Origin of the sequence: Occallatibacter riparius, from assembly GCF_025264625.1 — a bacterium.
Classification (GTDB): Bacteria; Acidobacteriota; Terriglobia; order Terriglobales; family Acidobacteriaceae; genus Telmatobacter; species Telmatobacter riparius.
Map to the genome: position 1 here is coordinate 1,991,466 of NZ_CP093313.1, position 20,759 is coordinate 2,012,224.

The following is a 20,759-nucleotide window of genomic DNA, read 5'->3' on the forward strand; positions in this document are numbered from 1 at the left end:
TCCCTTACCGCTGCGGCATACCACCGCGCATTCCTTGTTCGAGATGGAAGCATCGGTTGTGAGGATCTTCGAATGAGAATAGGGAATGTGTGCCTTCTCAGCGCGTTTCTTCTGGCTTGCGGAGCCGCATGCGCGCAGTCAACGCCGCGAACATCCACAGACGACGCATTGCAGCGCGGCACTGAGTCCCTGCACGCGGGGCGTTTCGCCGACGCGGAGCAATGGCTTCAGCAAGCCGTGGCTTCGACCCCCGGCAATCCCGTAGCGCAAGTCGAACTGGGCGCCGCTGAATTGCGCTTGGGCAAGGCCAACGAGGCAGTGGAGCACCTCCGCAAGGCAATCGCTATCGAGCCAAACATTACAGGCGCGAACCTCTTTTTGGGTATTGCCCATGCGCAGATGCACCAGGTGGACGAGGCTGTTGCTGCGCTACGCAGGGAGACCGAGCTCAGTCCGAAAGACCCGCAGCCCTGGATGTGGCAGGGAATCGTCGAACTGCAGGACGGTCATCCGGAAAAGGCCACCGAGCCGCTAGATCGCGCCGCGGAACTGGCGCCCAACGATCTCGACATTCTGGAATATCGGGGCAAGGCGCACACTGAAGTGGCCTTCGCCAGTTACGCGCGCATGGCAGTCATCGATCCCAGCTCGTGGCACGTGCATCGCGTGCAGGGACAAATGTACTCGCAGCAGAGCCAGCACAAGGAGGCGATCGCGGAGTTCGTCGAGGCTATCAAGCTGATGCCCAACAATTCGGATCTTTATGAAGAGCTGGGCGCGGAGTATCGCAAATCGAGCCAGTTGGAACTGGCGCAGCAGGCGTATGCGAAGGAACTCGAGCTAAGCCCCAACAATCCAATCGCCATGTACAACATGGCGAAGATCGACATCGAGACCAACCGCACCGCCGAAGGCCTTGAGCTACTGCACAAGGTGGTGGCGAACTACTCAAACGTTCCCGCCACGTTTTTCTACCTTGGGCTTGGCGAGTTTGACGCTGGACACACGCAGGAAGCGCTGGCTGCGCTGGAGAAGGCGAAGGCCATGAATCCAGAGCCGGAGCTTCGCCCACGCGTTGAGTATGAGTTGTCGCGAGTGTATCGCAAGCTGGGCCGCATCGAGGATTCCAACAAGGCAGTTCACGAGTACACGCGGCTGAAAGCGCAGAACGCAAAGCTGAACCCGCAGGTGCTGTCGGCAATCTCTTCGGGCTTTGGATCGGCGGACGTGCCGGCAAGCGCGCCCGAGAAAAAAGACTGAGCGCTGTTCTCATCCGCCGCAGAGTGGAGCGCAGTGCGAAACAAGGAATATGGGTCTGGGAAGCAAGACGATGTTCGGGCGCAGTAGCTCCGTTATTTTGCACGCTCTGCTGGCAATGGCTGGACTCGCGGGTTGTTCCGGGGGAGGGGGTAGCGCGCCCATCTCTCCCCCGGGCCCTTCCGCCACCACTACCGCGCTCACTCTTTCTGCCAACGCTTTGAACGTGGGCGCATCGGTGACGCTCACCGCGCAGGTGATGTCTGGTGGTACAGCGGTCGGTTCCGGTTCTGTGAGTTTTGCCGACGGCACGACGCAACTTGGCAAAGCTACCCTGGGCGCGGACGGGAAAGGCGCGTGGTCGGGTACATTCCGCGCGGGAACGCACATGCTGACGGCAAGCTTCGGAGGCACGCCGGTGTATGCTCCCTCCGCTTCCACCGCTGCGTCATTGAGTGTGACGCAACCGACCGCACCAAGCAGCATCGCGCTGGTCCTCTCGTCTGCGCATCTAGGGCAGGGATTGCCGCTGGAAATCATCGCCACAGTCACCGGCGGCGGAAGCACAACACCGGCGCCCACTGGAACCGTGACCTACACATCAGGCTCCATCTCTCTGGGGACGGCTACCCTCGATCCGACAGGCGTGGCTAACTTCACGTCCACCCTGCTGCCCCCCGGCCAAAATCAGATCACTGCGACATACAGCGGCGACAGTGTTTATGCTTCGTCTGCTTCGGCAGCAGCAGTGGTGAACATCGAGCCGCCTGCCTCAACCGCATACAAGAATCCGCTCACGCTCAACGTGACCGGCTCGCTTACAGCCGTGAGCTGTGCAGATCCCGCCATCCTGAAGGTGCAGAATGCGGGCGCAGACACGTGGCATCTGTACTGCACGAGTGATGCGCTCTACGCGGGCGATCCGAAGACGCACTTGGTCAACCTGTTTCATTCCACTGACCTGGTCAACTGGAGCTACGACGGGGATGCCTTCGCCGCGTTGCCCTCCTGGGCCAATGTGAAGAGCTCGTCGTATTGGGCGCCTGCCGTTAGATTTCTCAACGGCAAGTATTACCTCTACTTCGCAGTGCCGGCGACAGGTCTTTCCGGCGGAGGTTCTGCCATCGGTGTGGGCACGAGTTCGAACCCTGCGGGTCCGTTTGTGGATGCCGGCGCGCCGGTGGTTGAGCCGGAACCGGCGACGAACTGCTGTGGCGGCGTCTACAGGACGACCATCGATCCCGACGTAATAGAGGATGCTGCCGGCCAGAAGTACATCCTGTTTGGCGGTTTCATGGGTGGCCTGTATGTTCGCAAGCTGTCCGCAGATGGGCTCACTTCAGATAAGGCGAGTGAAGTGGAGGTCGCGGTGGACAACCGCTATGAGGGCGGTAACTGGGTTCTGCACGACGGCTACTACTACTTATTCGCTTCATCGACAAACTGTTGCAACGGTCCGCTCACTGGCTACGGCGTCTTCGTCGGAAGATCGAAGAGTCCCATGGGACCTTATGTAGACGCGCAGGGTATTGCAATGAGCGCAGTGAACCCCGGTGGCACACCCGTCCTGACCATGAACGGCAACACAGTGGTGGGGCCAGGCGGCAACGTGATTTTTTCTGACGAAACCGGACAGGACTACATCCTTTATCACGGAATCCTTTCGGCCAGTCCCTACTACGCAGGCTCGGTCAGCTACAACGCGCGCCCGGCCTTCCTCGAAGCAATTGATTGGATCAACGGCTGGCCGGTGGCGCGAGGGGGCTTCGGGCCGTCCGATGATGCTGCGCCGCAGCCCATGCCCGCTGCACAGCCTGGACAAACGAACGCCTACGCGAGCTCTCCGGCGAAGCAGGACCTTCCTCGTGCACAGTTAACAGCCGCATCGGATGACTTCAGCGTTTCCACTCTGAGTGCGCAATGGTCGTTTGTGCACGGCACGCCCAATTACGCAATAAGCGCCAATGGCTACCAGGTCAGCTCCGTAGCAGCGGACCCAGTAGCCAATATGCCTGGCGTCCCAATGGCGTGCGAAGCCGCCCCAACGGGCGACTACATGACCGAAACGAAGCTCGACTTCGACCTGCCGGCCGCCGGCAAGGGTCCCGATTTCGCGCAGGCGGGGCTCCTGATCTATGGAGACGACGCGAACTTTCTGCGCGCCGATATCTACAACAACAACGACACCCGCCAGGTGGAGTTCATCAACGCCGAGACTGCCGAGCATCCGGGCTATCCCACGTGGGGTGGGTCGAACCTGGGCTCGGTGGCGATCGGCGCACAGGTCACCGCGTGGCTGCGCATCGTCAAACGCAACGTAAATGGCGAGTCCCACTACACCGGGTACAGCAGTGCCGATGGTGCCACGTGGATCCAGGGCGCCACCTGGGTGCATTCGCTGGGAGCCGCGGAAAAGCTCTGCATGTACGCCGGTAACCAGACCGGACACACGGGAACATTTCACTACGTGCACGTCTCGACGGTCGAATAGTGTCGAGCAGATTCACGGGAGAACGAGGCAAGGTGAGGAAAGCGATTCAATTAGGTCTCGGGCTGGCATGCGCGATTGCGGCGCAGGCGCAGGTGACGGTGGATAAGCCAATTCCGCAGGTGGTGCAGGTCGAGGTAAACGCGGCGCAAAAAGTCGGCCAGCCGATTCCGCGCACTATCTTTGGCTCGTTTCTCGAACCGATCGGAAACTCCACCTACAACGGATTGTGGGCCGAGCTTCTGCAGAATCCCAGCTTCGAAGCCGGCCTCTGGACTCCGGCGAAGATCGAAGAGATGCTGCGCGAGCGCCCGGAACTGCGTCGTGCCGGCGATCTCGCCATCCCGTTGCCGTGGGAGCCGCTGAATGCGGGACAGGGGAACCGCTATGAAATTCGCGCCGGAGATGCCGCAAACTCCTGGCAATCACTGATGGTCATAGGGGTGCCCGGCGAGCCCACCGGCATCAAGCAGATGGTTTACCTGCCCGTTCATCGCACGCGCGACTTTCAAGGCAGTTTCTATGCACGGCATCTGGGCGGGGCTTCCAGAATTACCGTGTCACTTCGGCTGCATGATCAAAATGAGATCCTCGCTTCGCAGGACCTGGATGTAAGCAACACAGGCGATTGGAAGAAGTACACCTTCGCGCTGCAGATCCCCGAGGACAAGCTCCACCGCCTCGATCCCGCTGATTTCGTGGTGCAACTCGATGACGACGAACGCGTGGAACTGGACCAGTTCTCGCTTATGCCCGCGGATGCCCTGGATGGCCTCGATCCCGACGAAGTCGCGATGGCGAAAGCCCTGCACTCGCCCCTGGTGCGCTTTGGCGGTAACTTTACATCGTCTTACCACTGGACCGACGGTATTGGCCCGCGCGACAAGCGGCGAAACATGCTCAACAACTCGTGGGGGATTCCCGAGTACAACACTTTCGGCACCGATGAGTTCCTCGCGTTCTGCCGCGCCATCGGCGCGCAGCCGCAGATTGCGCTGAACCTCGGTAGCGGCACGCCGGAAGAAGCGGCGTCATGGGTGCGCTATGTTGATGAGCACTGGACCACGCACTCGGGCCTTTTGTGGGAGCTGGGCAACGAACTGTGGGGCAATTGGAATCTGGGCTGGCCCACCAAAGGGCAGCTGGCGCAGAGAACCCTGGACTTCTCAAAAGCCATTCGCGGAGTCGATCCAACGGCGCGCCTCATTGCCACTGGAGGCGATCCCGAGGTTTTCCACGATTGGAACGCGATCCAACTCACGATTCCGCCGGGCACATTCGACTATTTGTCTACTCACTTCGTTGTGGGCACCAGCAACGTGAAGCTGAAGAACGCCTCGCCTGACTTCGTGCAGCAAGCTGCGCTCGCCATGCCCATCGAACTTGAGCGTAAGCTGCAGGAAGATCAGCAGCAGATTGACTCAACTCCCGGTTACGCAGGCAAAGTGCATATCGCGTTCACCGAGTGGTTGTTCATCGGCGATCGCCGCAGCGCGCCCAACTTCACTAACACGAGCGGGGCGCTCATCACAGGCGGCTTCCTCAATATGCTTATGCGGAACTCAGGCACGGTTCCTATCTCCGACATGACAGGCATCATGGAATTTGCCGGTATCTGGAAAAAGCGCAGCCAGGTCTTTGGCACGCCGGCTTACTACGTACTGAAGATGTACGCGAACGCTGATGCCGCGCAACCGGTCACTGTCAAGGCCGACTCCGGTGCTTATTCCGTGAAGCAGGGCGTGGATCGCCTGCCGGAGATCGCGGCTGTGCCGTACCTCGACGTCGTAGCGCTTCTCAGCGAGGACGGCCGCAAGCTCACGCTTTTTTGCGTGAACCGCAGCCTGCAAACAGACATTACTGCCAAGCTGCATCTGGATGGCTTTGCCGCTGCCCGAAAGGCCAACGTGCAGGTTCTAAGTTCGGACCTGCTGACGGATGCGAACGACGAAATCGACCCTGACAAGGTGACTCCAATCGACAGTATGGAAACGATACCGGCGGGTGAATGGAGCCGTGTCTTTCCGCACGCCAGCGTAACGGTCATCGGGATCGAGCGCAAATAAGGAGGGCTGAGTCGGGATGGTAAAGAAGGAAAGGACGGCCCCGGTGAAACATCGTTTAATCATGAGCTGCTTGTGGCTTTTAGGCTGCGTTGCCCTGCTCTCCATCTGCTGCAGCTTCCTCGTTTCTGCGTCCACGCAGGAGACCCGTTGGACCGCGGAGCGCGCCAATCAGTGGTATGCGCAACAGCCTTGGCTGGTGGGATCAAACTTCCTTCCGTCGAATGCGGTCAATGAACTGGAGATGTGGCAGGCCGATACATTCGACCCGGCGGAGATCGATCGCGAACTCGGCTGGGCTGAACAGCTCGGCATGAACACCATGCGCGTCTTCCTGCACAACCTTCCATGGGAACAGGATGCGAAGGGGTTCCAGAAGCGTATCGACCAGTTTCTCGCAATCTCTGCGAAACACCACATCCGCCCTGTCTTCGTGCTGTTCGACTCGTGCTGGGATCCGAATCCGAAGCTTGGACCGCAGAGACCTCCGATTCCCGGCGTGCACAATTCGGGGTGGGTGCAGGCTCCGGGCAAAGCTGGGCTGATGGATGCCGCGCAGTATCCAAAGCTGCAGGCTTATGTGCAGGGAGTTGTCGGCGCATTCGCGCACGATGATCGCATCCTTGCGTGGGATGTGTGGAACGAGCCAGATAACAACAACGACTCGTCTTATGGAAAGCTCGAGCCGGCCAACAAGCGCGATCTCGTATTGGCGCTGTTGCCGCAGGTGTTCGCCTGGGCGCGCGCCGCGCAACCAATACAGCCTCTCACCAGCGGAGTATGGACCGGCGACTGGTCATCGATCGACAAGATGTCGCCGATGGCGCGGGTCCAGATTCAGGAGTCGGATGTGATTACGTTCCACAACTATGGCTGGCCGGAGGAATTCGCCGCGCGCGTGGAACAATTGCAGCAGTTTCATCGGCCAATCATCTGCACGGAGTACATGGCGCGCGGCGCAGGCAGCACGTTTGACACAATCCTGCCGCTGGCGAAAAAAGAAAATGTTGGCGCTATCAACTGGGGCCTCGTAAAGGGACGCAGCCAGACGTATCTCCCTTGGGATTCGTGGCAGCATCCCTATATCAACGAGACCCCGCCGGTCTGGTTCCACGACGTGTTCTACGAGGATGGAACACCGTATCGCGCGCGCGAGGCGCAGATCATACGCGAGGCCACTGGCAAGCAGCAGCCGAGCACAGGTCAGGAATAGGCGCGTGCAATGCTGCCTTTGTTAGGCTGGTAGCGAACGATTTGTAGATCGGAATATCCATTCGCCGACGGCACGATTGCGGCGGTCGGGAACCTCTATCGATGCAAACAATGCGACAGAAACACGCGGTCGGCGCATGGATTGTGCTTCTCTGCGCCGTCGCATTTGCGGCTTTCAACACAGCCTCGGCACAGGCACCCGCAACTGAGGGTCAGCGGCCGGGGCGCTTCATTGATGCAACGGAGAAATCCGGGATCAAGTTTCAGCACCAGGCGCCGCACACTTCGCGTAAGTACCTCATCGAGACGATGGGCTCCGGTGTGGCGCTTTTTGACTGTGATAACGATGGCCGCCTCGACATTTTCTTTCCCAATGGCGCGCCTTACACCGATCCCACGCCCAAGGGCTTCATCCCGCAAAAGGCTGGACCGCAAGACTGGAACCGGATGTTCCGCCAAAAAACCGACGGCACGTTTGAAGACATCACGGAAAAGGCCGGCCTGAAGGGTGTGGGCTATAGCATGGGCGTGGCCGTTGCCGATTACGACAACGATGGCAACGAAGACCTGTTTATCACGGGTTATGGCGGCAATCGCCTGTATCACAATAGCGGGAACTGCACGTTCACTGATGTCACGGAACAGACCGGCGTGGGCGGCAGCGGATGGTCGAGCTCCGCTACCTGGGCCGACCTGGACAACGATGGCCTGCTAGACCTCGTGGTAGCGCGCTACGTCGAGTGGGATTGGAACGACCTCTGGTGCGGCGAGCATCGCGAAGGATATCGCGGCTATTGCCACCCCGACGTCTTCCAGCCCATCAGCATGCTGGTCTATCACAACGAAGGCCACGGCCGTTTCACGGAGGTCGCGCACAAACTCGGTCTCGATGTTCCCGCCAAGGCGCTGGGCGTCGCCATTGCCGACTACGACCAGGATGGCCGCATCGATCTCTTCGTCGCCAACGACTCCATGCCGGAGTTCCTTTTCCATCAGAAGAAAGACGGAACGTTCGAGGAAGTTGGTCTCGAGAGCGAAGTAGCGGTTAACTCCGAGGGCAAAACGTACGCCGGAATGGGCGTTGACTTTGCCGACTATAACAACGATGGCTGGCCAGACCTGGTCATCACCGACCTCGCCAACCAGCGATATGCGCTCTATCGCAACCTGGGCGACAGCACATTCGACTACGCCAGCTTCACTTCCGGCCTGGGCGGCATGACCATGCTCCACTCGGGCTGGAGCCTGCGCTTCCTGGACTACGACAACGATGGCTGGAAGGACCTGCTCATCGCACAGGGGCACGACCTCGACACGATCGAGAAGAGCTTTCCGCAGCTGCACTATCGCGAACCGATGATGCTAGCGCGCAACACCGGCAAGAGGTTTGTTGACGTTTCGGGAGTCTCCTCGGAGATCTTCCACGATGCATGGGTGGGCCGGGGCATGGCCATTGGCGACATCAACAATGACGGCCGCATCGATGCCGTTGTGTCGACGAACGGCGGCGCCCCGCACCTCCTGCTGAACATGACCGAGACATCGAATCACTGGATCACGCTGAAGCTCGTCGGCCACAAGAGCAATCGCGACGCCATCGGCGCACAAGTGAAGTTGACTACGAAGCTCGGAAGCCAGTGGGCCACGGTGACTACGTCGAGCGGCTACATGTCCGCCAGCGACCCGCGTCTGCATTTTGGTCTGGGCACCGCGGCTGCCATCGACCGCATCGAGATCCGCTGGCCCAGCGGCATTCAGCAGGTGCTTACGGACCAGGTAGCTGATCGGCAGATCACTATTGAGGAATCCGCGCAATCGAACAGCACTACCCCGGCCGCGGCCGCAGACAGGCCCGCACCGTAGCCGCTACTCATGGCTGTGCGACGCATATAGCTTCTGGCTCAGCGCGAACTCCTGCTGCGCGCGCTCCGTTTGTCCTGCCTGGCGCAGCGCGCGGCCGAGTTCATAGTGCGTTTTCGGATCCGACGGCCCCAGTCGTGCGGCGATTTCCAGCTCGGCGATTCCGTCTTTGAGTTCGTGGCTTCCAATCAGCGCGCGACCCAGTTTCTGGTGGCACGCTGCGCAGTTTGGCTGAATATGCGCCGCGGTGCGAAGAGGTTCGACTGACTCCTGCGCGCGCCCGTGATCCAGCAGAAATCCGCCGTAATCCAGGAACGGCCATTCATCCGTGCCATCCTTATCGGCCCATGAAGCCGCTATGCGAAGTGCTTCTTCGGCCCGGTCGGGCTGGTTCGTCGCGTCGAAGACGAGACCGAGATTCTCCTGGGCTTTCAGATTTTTCGGCTCAAGGGCAAGAACGTGCGCAAACATGCGCTCCGCATCGAGATAGCGATCCCGGCTAAAATAGCAGCGGCCGAGTGAATAAAGAACACGGACGTTGGCAGGATCCATGCGCACGGCGCGCTCGAGCCAGCGAATGGCATCGTCGTAGTCATTGAGCAGCACATAGTCAAGAGCGACGGAACGGATCTCCTCGGCGACAGGTGTGCGAAGCTGTGCGGCGTGCGTGTACGCGTCAAGCGATTCATGCGCCTTTCCCTCCTGGAGCAACAGGAGGGCGAGAGAGTACACCGGATTTGCATCGTTGGGCCGTTGCGTGATCTGTGCGCGTAGTTCAGCTTCCTTCCGTGCAAAGGCCGGTGCGACAGTTCGGCCTTCCTCGGCGGAGTAGGGGGCGGTGACGGCCCGAGGTTCTTTCGATGGGCCATCGACCTGCGAGAAGGCAGGTGTATGAAACAGAGAGAGAGCAATCACTACGGCGATGGAAGCTACCGTCGCGCCTAGTGATCGCATGAGAAGAGATTTCATGATGCCCTGAGTTTTTCTCTACTCGATCATACGCCGCATTGCTGCAGTTTTGCCTTCATCATAGCCGGGCTTGGCTCACCATGATGGGATTAGAGAAGGCCGCCTAAGAGCGGCCTTTTCTATTTCTGATGACCAGGCTACTTCACCTGCAGTGTGACTGGCGTCGTGCGTATTGTTGATCCCGAGGTTCCGCTGATCGTGATGGTATAGGTCCCCTTGGGTGTACCGAACAGGCCGAACAGGCCGGCTGAGGTGCTGATACTAAGCGTGGTACTTGCTGATCCGGTGCCGGGCGTCAACGACGTGCTTGTGAACGTGCACGAAGACGCAGACGGCAAGTTCGAGCACGCGAGCTTGACAGCCGAGTTGAAACTCCCTCCCAGCGCGCTCACAGTGATCGTGTAAGTTGCTTTGCCGCCGGCCGTGACAGTCGCACTCGAAGGCGAAGCTGAAAGCGCAAAATCGACGCCCGTGCCCGTCAGCGATGTAGACTGCGAACTCCCGCCAGTCGAATCATCGCTCACGGTCAGCGTGCCGGTTCGAGTTCCAGCCGCTGTTGGCTTGAACGTGACACTCACAGTGCAACTGCTGTTGGCCGCCAAGGTCGAAGAGCAGGTGGTTGTTTTGGCGAAATCGCCGGTCACGGCGATGCTGGTGATATGCAGGGTTGCGTTCCCCGTATTGCTGAGAGTGACACTCTGTGAACTGCTGGTCGAACCAATCGCGAGAGCAGCGAAGGTGAGAGAAGCAGGTGAGAGCGAAGCAACCGGTCCGGTTCCCGTGCCTGAGAGCGAAACGGACGGCGGTGTTCCGGGTGCGTTGCTGTTCACCGTCACCGTGCCTGCCCGGGTGCCGCGCGCGGTTGGCGTGAAGGTGACGCTGATCGTGCAGGTGGAATTGATCGCCAGAGTATTGGTTCCAGTTGGACAGTTGCTGGTTTGCGCGAAGTCTCCGGCGTTCGTCCCGCCAATCACGATGCCGCTGATCTTCAGGGGCGCCGTTCCGATGCTCTTCACGGTGATCGTCTGCGCTGTACTCTTTATCCCAACAACCTGGTTGCTATAAGTCAGGCTGGATGGGGTCAGCGTGAGGTTGGCGGCAGTCGCGGATCCGCTCAGGGACACGTTTTGCGCGTGCGTCGGAGCATTATCAGAAATCGCGATGATAGCGCTGCGGGTGCCGCTCGCGGCTGGAGAGAAGGTGACGTTGATTGTGCAGGTAGCGTTGATCGCCAGCGTATTCGATCCGGTTGGGCAGTTGTTGGTTTGAGCGAAATCACCCGGGTTCGTCCCGCTCAGCGTAATGCTGCTGATACTCAAGGGGGCGGTTCCGGTGCTCTTCACCGTGATGGTCTGCGCGGTGCTGCTGGTGCCCACAACCTGGCTGCTGTAGGTCAGGCTGGTTGGCGTGACCGTAACGCCGGCCGCAGCGCCTGATCCACTCAGGGGAACGGTCTGCGTGCCGGTCGTGTCATTATCGGTGATCACCAGCGCGGCGCTTCGGGCACCCGTCGCGCCAGGAGTGAATGTGATGTTGATTGTGCAGGAGGTATTGACGCCCAGCGTGTTCGATCCGGTCGGGCAATTGCCGGTCTGGGCAAAATCCCCGCTGTTCGTCCCGCTCACGGCGATGCTGCTGATGGTCAGAGGAGCCGCTCCCTGATTACTCAGCGTGACGGTCTGGGCGGCGCTGGTTGTACCCACACCCTGGTTGCCAAACACCAGGCTAGTCGGATTCAAAATTGCAGCCGGCTTGGAATTTACCGGTCCGTTGTAGAAATTCGAGATCGCCACATCATCGAAGTAGAAAGTGCCGGTGACTGTGTTGAGGAGCATGAGGCGGGCGAACGGATTGGCGTTGGAGAGATCGGCATTCACGGTGCCGAGCGAAACTCCATTGAGCCAGGCTTGCGCTTGTCCGGTGGTCGTCTGCGTATCACCCACCTCCACGCAATACCACGTGTTGGCCGCTACAGAGTTGGTAGCGGAGAAGAGGCTATACACCCCGCCCGAACCATCCCAGAAGTAGATGTCCAGGCCGTGGCGATTGGTGTCGTAATCGATCTCCCAGCTGTTGCCTCCATTGGCATTCCGGCCGATAGCTACCTGTGTAGAGGTGGTCGTATTCGCGAGCCGTAAGTAGAACCGCGTGAACGTCTGCGGCTGCGGAGATGCCTGCGCGGTATAGATGTAGGCGTATTGCCCTGTGCTGTTGGTAAACGCGGCAGCACTGGTCCCGCTGTTGACGACCTGCGTCTGGATCGTTCTCTGCCCTGTGCTGTCGCCGCTCTGCAAGTTCCACAGGCTGAAGTTTCCAGATTCAAAGCCATCCTGGAAGAAGACGGTTGGCGCAAACGCCGAGCCAGTCAACGCCACGCTCTCGGGGCTGTCGGCGGCGTTGTCGGTCACCGTCAGGTTGGCGCTTCGTGTGCCGTTTGCTGTTGGCGAGAACGTCACGTTGATAGTGCAGGAAGCATTCGCAGCCAATAAGTTCGGGCAGGTATTCTTGGAACTGAAGTCGCCCGAGTTGCTCCCGGTTAGGGCGATGCTGCCGATGTTTAGCGAAGCCGTCCCGACATTCGATAGAGTGATCGACTGAGCCGTGCTTGACGTGCCAACGTTCTGACTTCCGAACGTGAGGCTCGTGGGATTGAAGCTGACGATGGGTGCAGCCGCCGCCTGTCCAGTGCCGCTGAGCGCCACGCTTTGAGGACTGTTGGCCGCGTTATCAGTGATCGCCAAAGTCGCGCTGCGAGGGCCTACCGCGGTTGGCGTGAAGGTCACGTTGATAGCGCAGGATTGATTGACGGTCAGCGTCGCTGGGCAGTTGTTGGTCTCGGCAAAGTCCCCGGGGTTCGCACCCGACAGGCCAATGCTGTTGATGTTCAGCGTTCCCGTGCCCGCATTCGTCAACATAATGGTCTGCGGACTGCTCGTGACGCCAACAGTGATGCCATTAAAATTCGCGCTGCTCGGGCTCAGAGTGGCCACGGGGACGCCGAGGATAAAGTTGTTCAGCAGGTTGGCAGTGGTTTGCTGAATGCCGGCATTCGCCCGAGTGTTGCTCATCACATTTGCTAGCCCTAAACTCCACACGATGGTTCCAGAGGCAAAAACCTTCGCACCGCTCGGTGCGGTGTAGATCGATGAGTTCGCATATGAACTCGCGCCGCTGCTGTTCGTGAGCGGCGAAGTGGAGAGCACGACCAGCCCCGGCGGCGTGAATCCATTGTTATAGATCCTGTCGTATTCGTAGCCAACAAGCCCCGGCACCGTGGAGCCATCTACAAGACCACTGTTGGCGTACACCCAGTTGCTGGAGTTCTGCACCACGTAGTCGGCACTCGCTGCGCTCTCCGACATGATTCCGACAATGCCGTTTTCCGGTTCGTTGATCGTTGCGTCGCGCCATTGGGTGGTCACGAGCGAATTGTCGAAGCCCCACTCGGGATCGGGACCGGGGGAAGATGGGCTAGTCGCAAAATCCTTGTAGCCGACCTGCACGCGATTCGGCACCCCGGAGGCATTCGGCTCAAATCGGATCTGCCAGAACATCGTGTTGGCGCCGAAGAAACCCGCACTCACGCCTGAATTGATCGCGTTCTGGACGTTTGTGCGCATCGCGCGCGACCAGTATTCGTCATGGCCAACAGACAGGAAGGCTTTGTGGTTCGTGATCGGCGCCGTGCCCTGGTCAGTATCTACATCGGTGCTGTAACTGATGTTGTATCCTTGCGATTCCATCCAGTAAACAAAGGCGTACTCGTAGTCGAGATATTGCCCGGCGCCGTTGCTGTCCCCGGGAATAAATGGGCGGTCAAAAGAAACCTTGGTCGCATGCGGATATGGGTATACCGACTTGTCCGTAGTATTGCCGTAGAGGCTGGTGCCGCCCCACAGGTTATAGGCCTGATAGGTGGTGACGCTCGTCTGGTAAAGAACATCCTCCGTGCCGCCGTCGTTCCGAACCACAAAGAAGATAAAGCTGGAATTGCCGCTGGAACTCGTGAGTTTTGCCAGATAAACTCCCGTCACCCACGAGGCGGGAATCTGCACCGTCGTCGCGGCAGTCCAGTTGCTGCACGAAATCATGCCAGTAACCGGGTCAGGAGCCGAAATTGCCTGATGAACGCCGGTGAAGCTCCCCAGAGACTGCACCAGTCGCGCGCCGATCCCTTGGTAATAGCCGGTGCGGTAAATGTCTATGGTGAAGCTGGGATCCGTGGTCGTCACGTAAAAAGCGATGGAATCACCATGATTGGCGCTGATCTTCGAGCCGAATCCCGAGAGCAGATCTTGCTGGGAGGATGCGGTGAAATTAGCCCAGCCGGAAGTGCCGGGAAGGCTGTTTTCCTGCTGGATAGGGTTCGGCGTATCAGCAAAGAGAAGAGCGGGCGCGGACATCAACCCCAGAAAACATGTAATAAGGATGCGAAGGGTAAAGGCATGGATCGGGTGCATGAGCTGCAGCCGTGCCTGCTGTAAGCTGCCGCGCGGGGAAACAGAGAACGTAGTCATGGGGCATCTCCGGGGTTCGGGGCACTAGGAACCAGCAGGAAAATGGCGATTTGCTGCTAATTCGTTTGCTCAGGGCCGGGGAAGCCCGATTGGAAGCAGAAACACCTGCGTGCGCGCAGACGCACGGCTTCGTGATCACTTTTGGGGGGAAGTATGGGGAGTATATAGCGACAGCGGGTGCTCGTCAACGCTGTGGATTTGACAGGGTAAGAAAGGCGAACCCGCCTGCCGGCAGATTTATAAATCCGGTATAGGTCTGGCACATCTGGAGCGGTACAGGGAGGAGCTTTTCGAAGAGCGTTCGACCAGGAGAAATCACTCCGATTCGTCGATGACTTCGATTGCCGAGACCGTCGCAAAATTCACCGTGGGGTCGAACGTGAGGTCGAGTTTGCCTTCCGGGGTGGGCCGGATATGGGTGAATGTCTTCGTCACCGCGTGCAGGCTACCCACTTCCTTGAAGATGTCGAAGTGATCGAGCAGCGTGGAGCCATTGCAATACACACTGAAGACGCGGGTCCCGACGCCGATGGACTGAGAGCGGTCGGCTATCCAGTACAACTCCGCGAAGTGGAGTACCAGCGTGTAACGGCCTCGAACGTCAACGGGAATGGAATAGGTGAAGTGGCCGAAACGTTCCTGCATGTACAGGTTTGGATCGGGAGTGCCGCTGACCTGGCGAGGAGTGTCGGAAAGCACACCATTCTCGAAATAGTTGTCAGGGTGCCACAAATTGCCGTCATGGTCCGTGACCGCCGTTGGCTGCGCGACTATCCGGATGGGAACCTGACGGTGAGGTAGGCCGGGCAGAATCTCGAGAGCGCTCAGGGTAGCCGCCGCTCGCCCGGAGGTGAACTTCAGGTGAAGATGGCCATCCTTATCCGGAGAGATGTCCTTGAACACCTTCTCGTCGGCGACGTTAGGTCCGAGCGCATCATAGCTGATGTTGAATCCCTTGAGCAGCGGCTGACCATTTGCCGTTACGTCAAAGAACTGTGCCTTGTCGTCGGGCGCGGAGGCGACGAAGAACAGGTGCAGCTCATAGACCCCTGGAGCCAGGGGTATGTCGTAGGAGAAATCTCCGGTCCGCCAGTGATCGAAGAGCATGGGATCGCTAGTGCGTGCTACCGGGGTCCGAGGACGCTCATATCCCACCGGGCCAATGTAGAACCGGTCGTCTGATTCCCAGTATGCGCCGGCGCTATCGATCTTGGGGCTCCCCTGATATCCGGCGAGAAGGCGCAAGGGAACCTGAGCAACATTAGCCGGTGTAACCGGAGAAGCTGCAGTCGGAGGATTGCCTGCTGTCGTGTTTGATGGATGAGCTGACCGGATCCAGTTGAGTTCGTATGCGGAGAACGCGAGCAATGCCAGAACGACAAGCGATGCCGCACCGAAGATTAGAGGGCGTGGTGTGCGCCTGAGCGGCGTGATTGCATCCGCTCCGCCGTTCAGGTCGATCGCGGGTCTGGCCGATCCAGTGTTCAAATCGCTGGGAGGGAGTTCCTGCCGGTTTGCGGCAACTTCTGGTGTGGCTGGCGGGAATGTCAGACTAGGATCGACGCGTCGCGCGAACTCCGGCACGTAGCTTCGGAAAGGCAACGAGATCACAACGGGATGGTCTTTCCCCTCAGTTTCGTAATACTCCTTCAGCCGCTTCCTGAGCCTATAGGTCTCCACGCGTGCGATGGAGTCGGTTGATCCGTCGAAAGCTGTTTTCGAACGGCCGAAGACCTCGGTTGCGATGGCGTATTCGGTAATCTCTTCGTCTCTGCCCTCAAGAGAACGCTCGGCCAGAAACCGCAGTAGCTTGGCCAGCCGCGGATTGCGCGCCAGTGCCGCAAGAACTGTCTCCAGTTCTGCGCGCTGCAAGCTGACCGAATCCGAGGGGGGACCCTGCATTCTCACATATCTCCGGACAATGACTTTCATACTACAACCGGTCCGAGTTAGAGGGGAAGCACCGTTCGATACGGCAGCTGAACGTCAGGAGGGTCGACGTTACGAACGTTAAACGTGTTGATATTTATCGGAGTTAGCTGCCGATTCCGGCTCCAACCGTTCGGTGGATGATAAACCCAGTCGATCCGGAGCTCGCCCGCCGCTTGCCGCCCAGACGTCAATCTCGCGGGCCAACCTCCATAGAAAATGGCCGCCCAGACGACCTCAGGGATCGAAAAGGTGTCTGGCTCCTGTTTGCTCGTGCTGATTTCGGAGCCGGCTGGCTCGAAAGCGGCACTGGCCCAGAAGCGATTCCTCCGCCCCGATCAGTTTCAAGCTTGGTCACGACCATTTTGGTGGATCTCGGGTCCGGTTCAGTACCACCGCGAAGTTTCCGTACCGTCACCTCATTCCCGACCGCCAGCGCATCACAAACGACCGCCTCCCGTCCCCCTTCGCTGCGGATGTCGCTTTCGGCACCTCGATTAACGTGCCGCCCTGCACATGTAACGTCGGCCAGAAAGCCCCCACTTTCAATGACGTGACATACGTTCAAAGCGCCTGAACAACTTTGTGCATGATCGAACTTCACAATGGCCATTTCTGTTCGGCAGGATTCGTTCCGGTTGATTTCACAGGACCGACACCGCGCGAAACGCACGGAGAAAGTTGAAAGCCCCTGAGGTTGGGGAGCACTTTCCGCAAAGATCTGCGGAAAGGTTGAGGAGGCAGTAGATGCACAAATGGATATTGAGGGTGTTAGGGGTGTTGGCAATCCTGTTCGCCCTTACGACATCGCTAAGCGCCCAGGAAACGGGCAGCATTGTGGGAACTGTGGCGGACCAGACCGGGGCAGTGGTCGGCCATGCCAAAGTGACGCTCACCAACGCGCAAACCAAGGATGTCCGCACCACCACTTCGAATGGTGAAGGCTTTTTCGCTTTCAACGGCGCGACCGTGGGAGACTACACCGTGAAGGTCGAGTCCCAGGGATTCCGGCCGGCGCAACAAACCGGCATCCATGTGGATCCAGGCGACCGCCGCAACCTGAATGTTTCGCTCGCCATCGCGGCAGGTGACGCCAGCGTTACGGTAGTCGCTGACTCTTCTTCAATCGTCGTGGATTCGGGCGATCTCTCGAGCACGCTGAATGCGGGCAATATTCACAAGCTGGCGCTGCAGGGTCGGGACGTGACCGAACTGCTCAAAACGCTGCCGGGTTTCAACGCAAATACCAGCTACAACGGCATCCAGAACAAGCCGGGGTACGACACGCAGATTACAAGCATCGCCTCGGCGGTGGGCCGCGGCATCAGCGCCAACGGAAGTCCTGATCGCGCAGGCGGCACGGACCTGCTCTCTGACGGCGCCCACATTGTTGACCCGGGCTGTAACTGCAATGCCAATCAAACTGTGAATGCCGATATGGTTGCTGAGGTCAAGGTGACAACCTCGGCGTACAGCGCCCAGAGCGCAACGGGGCCGGTGGTCATTTCGGCGGTGGGCAAGTCAGGTTCGAGCGAGGTTCATGGATCTGCGTACCTGCATTTCCGGGATCACGCAATGAACTCCAATGACTGGTTCTTCAACCACAACAAACAGCCTCGGCCGGATGACCGCTATTGGTATCCCGGTGGCCAGGTGGGCGGCCCGATTCCGTTTACCAAGAAGAAACTGGTGTTCTTCACGGGATATGAGAACTACAACCAGAGCTTCCCAGAGCAGACCAGTGGCGGCCTGCTGGAGGCCCTTGTGCCTACGATGAACGAGCGCGCGGGACACTTCGATCCCACGCTGCCCGACAACGCCGCGGTGTGCAGCTCGATTGCGAGCTGGGTTTCCGGCCAGTACCGGTGTCAGCCGATTACCTCCATCAACACAGCAGCAGGATATGTGGACGGCATCCAGAACAGCGATGTCTCAGCGTATCTCGGTCCCGCATCGCGGGCGATGCTGCAGTTGATTCCGGCGCCGAATCACACCCCCACCTCCGGTGCGGACTTCAACTATGTGAAAGCGCTGATCAACACCAACAATGGCTATATGTTCCACGCCAAGACGGACTACAACTACAGCCAGAACACCAAGCTGTATGTGAGCTACAACCAGCAGCACGAACTTTACGGCTCGCCGGTCATGCGGTGGTGGATTCCTGCGGATTCAGTTGAGACGCCGGGCAGCCCCGCGACCTCATCCACATCGCGCACGATCTCGGGCAACCTGGTGAAGGTGTTCAACTCTACGATGACCAACGAGTTCATCGCCGGAATCAGTTACCTGCACGATCCCATTACCTTCGCCAACCCGAAGGCGGTGGACAGGAAGGCGCTGCAGTACCCCTATACCACACCGAACTCGTCGACAGTAATGCCCAACATCATGAACGGCTGGTGGACCAACGACATGGGAGTTCCCATGCTGCTCGACATGGGGCGCGGCTCGTACTACGAAACAAAACTGCAACCCTCGGTTGACGATAACTTCACCAAGGTGCTGAGGACGCATACCTTGAAGTTCGGCGTGAGTTGGATGGCGTCCGGCGACGAGGGATCGAGCGTGGGCCAGACCGACGGGCCAAATGGCACCGCCGGGTACGCTCCGATCTGGGATTTCAATGGTCCAGGCGGAAGCCAGATCACCTCGGCGTACAATCCGGTGCTGGATTTCATGCTGGACTATGCGAGCGGGTTCTCGTATCTGCCTGTGACCATCACGAAGATGAGGGGCGCAGGCTGGGGCTTCTACGGCCAGGACGAGTGGAAGGCAAGCCGGCGGCTTACGCTGAACTTCGGCCTGCGGCTCTCGCATGACCTTGCTTGGACAGACGCGAGCGGCAAGTACGGCGCCTCAGCCTGGACGCAGGCATGGTATGACGCGGACCTCGCCAAGGGTGTCACGGCGCTGCCTGGCATGCGCTGGCACGCGATGGATAAATCGGTCCCGCTGGCAGGACGTTCGCTGAATGCGATCTTCTATGCTCCGCGTTTCGGCGTAGCCTATGACCTATATGGCAACGGGAAGACGTTCTTGCGCGGCGGATTCGGGACATATTACTACCGCGACGGCCTGGGCGGATCCTCGGGAACCTCGATTGCGCAGGGCGGAACCCAGTGCAGCTTGTCGCAACCGACCTTCCTTTCGCAGGTGGACTCCGGGAAGAACGTGGCATGTGCCAACACCCTTGGTGGTCTGACCAGTGGCTCCGCGGTGGATCCCCATGATCACGTGGAACCGAAGACCTACACCTACAACTTCACGTTTTCGCAACAGCTGCTTGCGAAGTCAATTCTCGAAATCACCTACTCCGGCAGCCAGACTACAGACCTGATTACAAACCTGGGCGACATCAACAAGATCCCGGTGGGCGCGTTTACGAAGCCGGATCCGAACCCACAGTCGGCGGATTTCGGCAAGCTGTTCCCCATCGACAAGATCTCCGGAACGGTGTTGCAGGACTACAAACCGCTTACCCACTACACGCAGATGAACCTGATCCGGCATGGGGCGTGGGCGAACTACAACGCGCTGCAGACCTCGTGGTCGAAACCGCAGGGGAGCCTCACGTACAACGTGAACTACACCTGGTCGAAGACGCTGGGCATCGACAGCACGGCCGATCCCATCCACATTGAGAACGACTACGGCATCCTGAGCCAGGATCGCACGCATGCCTTCAATACATCGTGGGCATACGAGGTGGGCAAGCGCTTCAGGAACAACAAGGTGGAAGCGGCAGCATTGAATGGCTGGATGATCTCGGGTATTCACACGATCCAGAGTGGCGCTCCACTGCAGGAGAGTTTCTCAATGAACATTGGGTACCAGGGAACAAATACGCTGCCCAAATACAACACCATCAGCAGCACCTACTATCTGGGCACGTCCGATTACACCCTGATGCCCAAGCTACTTTGCAGTCCCAATGCGGGTCTGAAAGGCGGCGCGTACTACAACGCGCAGTGCTTTGGGACAACCCAGGCGCCACAATTCGACTCCAACGGCGTTCTCGTTGGATTGGGCGGCCAAGGGCCATATCACATGCCCTATCTGCATGGGCCGGCCTACTTCACCAACGATCTCTCGCTCTCCCGTTCTGTCAGGGTGACCGAGCGCCAGAGTGCCGAGATCAAATTCACGGGCATGAACTTCATGAACCACGCGTTGAACTCGTTCGACCAGAACAACGCCAATAACCTCAATCTCAACTTCACTAAAGGGGTTCTCAAGACGCAGGATGACAGCGGAAACGCCGCCTGGGTTTCCGGCGTTCCGAATGTGAAGTTCGGCCGCCGCGTACTCGAATTGAGCCTGCGGTACAACTTCTAACTCGCGGCAGCGGCCGCTTACGCGCGGTCGCTGCTTGAAGCAAGTTTGCTAGGAACCTCCTCGTGTGACCACGGGATGGTGCAGTCACAGCCATCCCGTACCTTTTTGTGTGAACATATCGAGCAA

Annotated in this window: 9 protein-coding genes; 6 read left to right on the plus strand and 3 right to left on the minus strand. The window is 59.0% G+C overall.

Features of this window, described 5'->3' with window-relative positions:
* Window positions 1-72: 72 nt before the first annotated feature.
* The 5 genes from MOP44_RS07875 to MOP44_RS07895 all read left to right on the plus strand — a co-directional run bounded on the left by MOP44_RS07875 (window position 73) and on the right by MOP44_RS07895 (window position 8,883).
* Entirely contained in the window at window positions 73-1,260 is a 1,188-nt protein-coding gene (locus tag MOP44_RS07875; RefSeq protein ID WP_260795454.1) for a tetratricopeptide repeat protein, read from the plus strand.
* Between the two features lie 115 nt (window positions 1,261-1,375).
* Window positions 1,376-3,748 (plus strand): family 43 glycosylhydrolase, encoded by a 2,373-nt coding sequence (locus MOP44_RS07880; RefSeq protein WP_390905487.1) that lies wholly within the window; start codon window positions 1,376-1,378, stop codon window positions 3,746-3,748.
* A gap of 32 nt (window positions 3,749-3,780) precedes the next feature.
* Window positions 3,781-5,811 carry an alpha-L-arabinofuranosidase C-terminal domain-containing protein gene (locus MOP44_RS07885; RefSeq protein WP_260795458.1) on the plus strand — a complete coding sequence of 677 codons (2,031 nt, stop codon included), beginning with the start codon at window positions 3,781-3,783 and terminating at the stop codon, window positions 5,809-5,811.
* 61 nt (window positions 5,812-5,872) lie between these two features.
* The gene (locus MOP44_RS07890) at window positions 5,873-7,021 is read left to right on the plus strand and encodes a cellulase family glycosylhydrolase (protein ID WP_260795459.1); all 1,149 of its coding nucleotides are present in this window, start codon (window positions 5,873-5,875) and stop codon (window positions 7,019-7,021) included.
* Window positions 7,022-7,122: 101 nt separating this feature from the next.
* On the plus strand, window positions 7,123-8,883 hold the full coding sequence (locus tag MOP44_RS07895; RefSeq protein ID WP_260795460.1) for a CRTAC1 family protein: 1,761 nt from the start codon (window positions 7,123-7,125) through the stop codon (window positions 8,881-8,883).
* 3 nt (window positions 8,884-8,886) lie between these two features.
* Here the strand turns inward: MOP44_RS07895 and MOP44_RS07900 are convergent, their stop codons facing one another.
* The 3 genes from MOP44_RS07900 to MOP44_RS07910 all read right to left on the minus strand — a co-directional run bounded on the left by MOP44_RS07900 (window position 8,887) and on the right by MOP44_RS07910 (window position 16,268).
* Entirely contained in the window at window positions 8,887-9,849 is a 963-nt protein-coding gene (locus MOP44_RS07900) for a tetratricopeptide repeat protein (RefSeq protein ID WP_260795461.1), read from the minus strand.
* Between the two features lie 137 nt (window positions 9,850-9,986).
* Window positions 9,987-14,366, minus strand: a complete 4,380-nt coding sequence (locus tag MOP44_RS07905; RefSeq protein ID WP_260795462.1) for a choice-of-anchor D domain-containing protein — start codon at window positions 14,364-14,366, stop codon at window positions 9,987-9,989.
* 315 nt (window positions 14,367-14,681) lie between these two features.
* Window positions 14,682-16,268, minus strand: coding sequence for a malectin (locus MOP44_RS07910; RefSeq protein ID WP_260795463.1), 1,587 nt, complete (start codon window positions 16,266-16,268; stop codon window positions 14,682-14,684).
* A gap of 774 nt (window positions 16,269-17,042) precedes the next feature.
* On the opposite strand from MOP44_RS07910, the gene MOP44_RS07915 reads away from it, so the two are divergent.
* Window positions 17,043-20,633, plus strand: coding sequence for a carboxypeptidase-like regulatory domain-containing protein (locus MOP44_RS07915; protein ID WP_260795464.1), 3,591 nt, complete (start codon window positions 17,043-17,045; stop codon window positions 20,631-20,633).
* The last annotated feature ends 126 nt before the right edge of the window (window positions 20,634-20,759 follow it).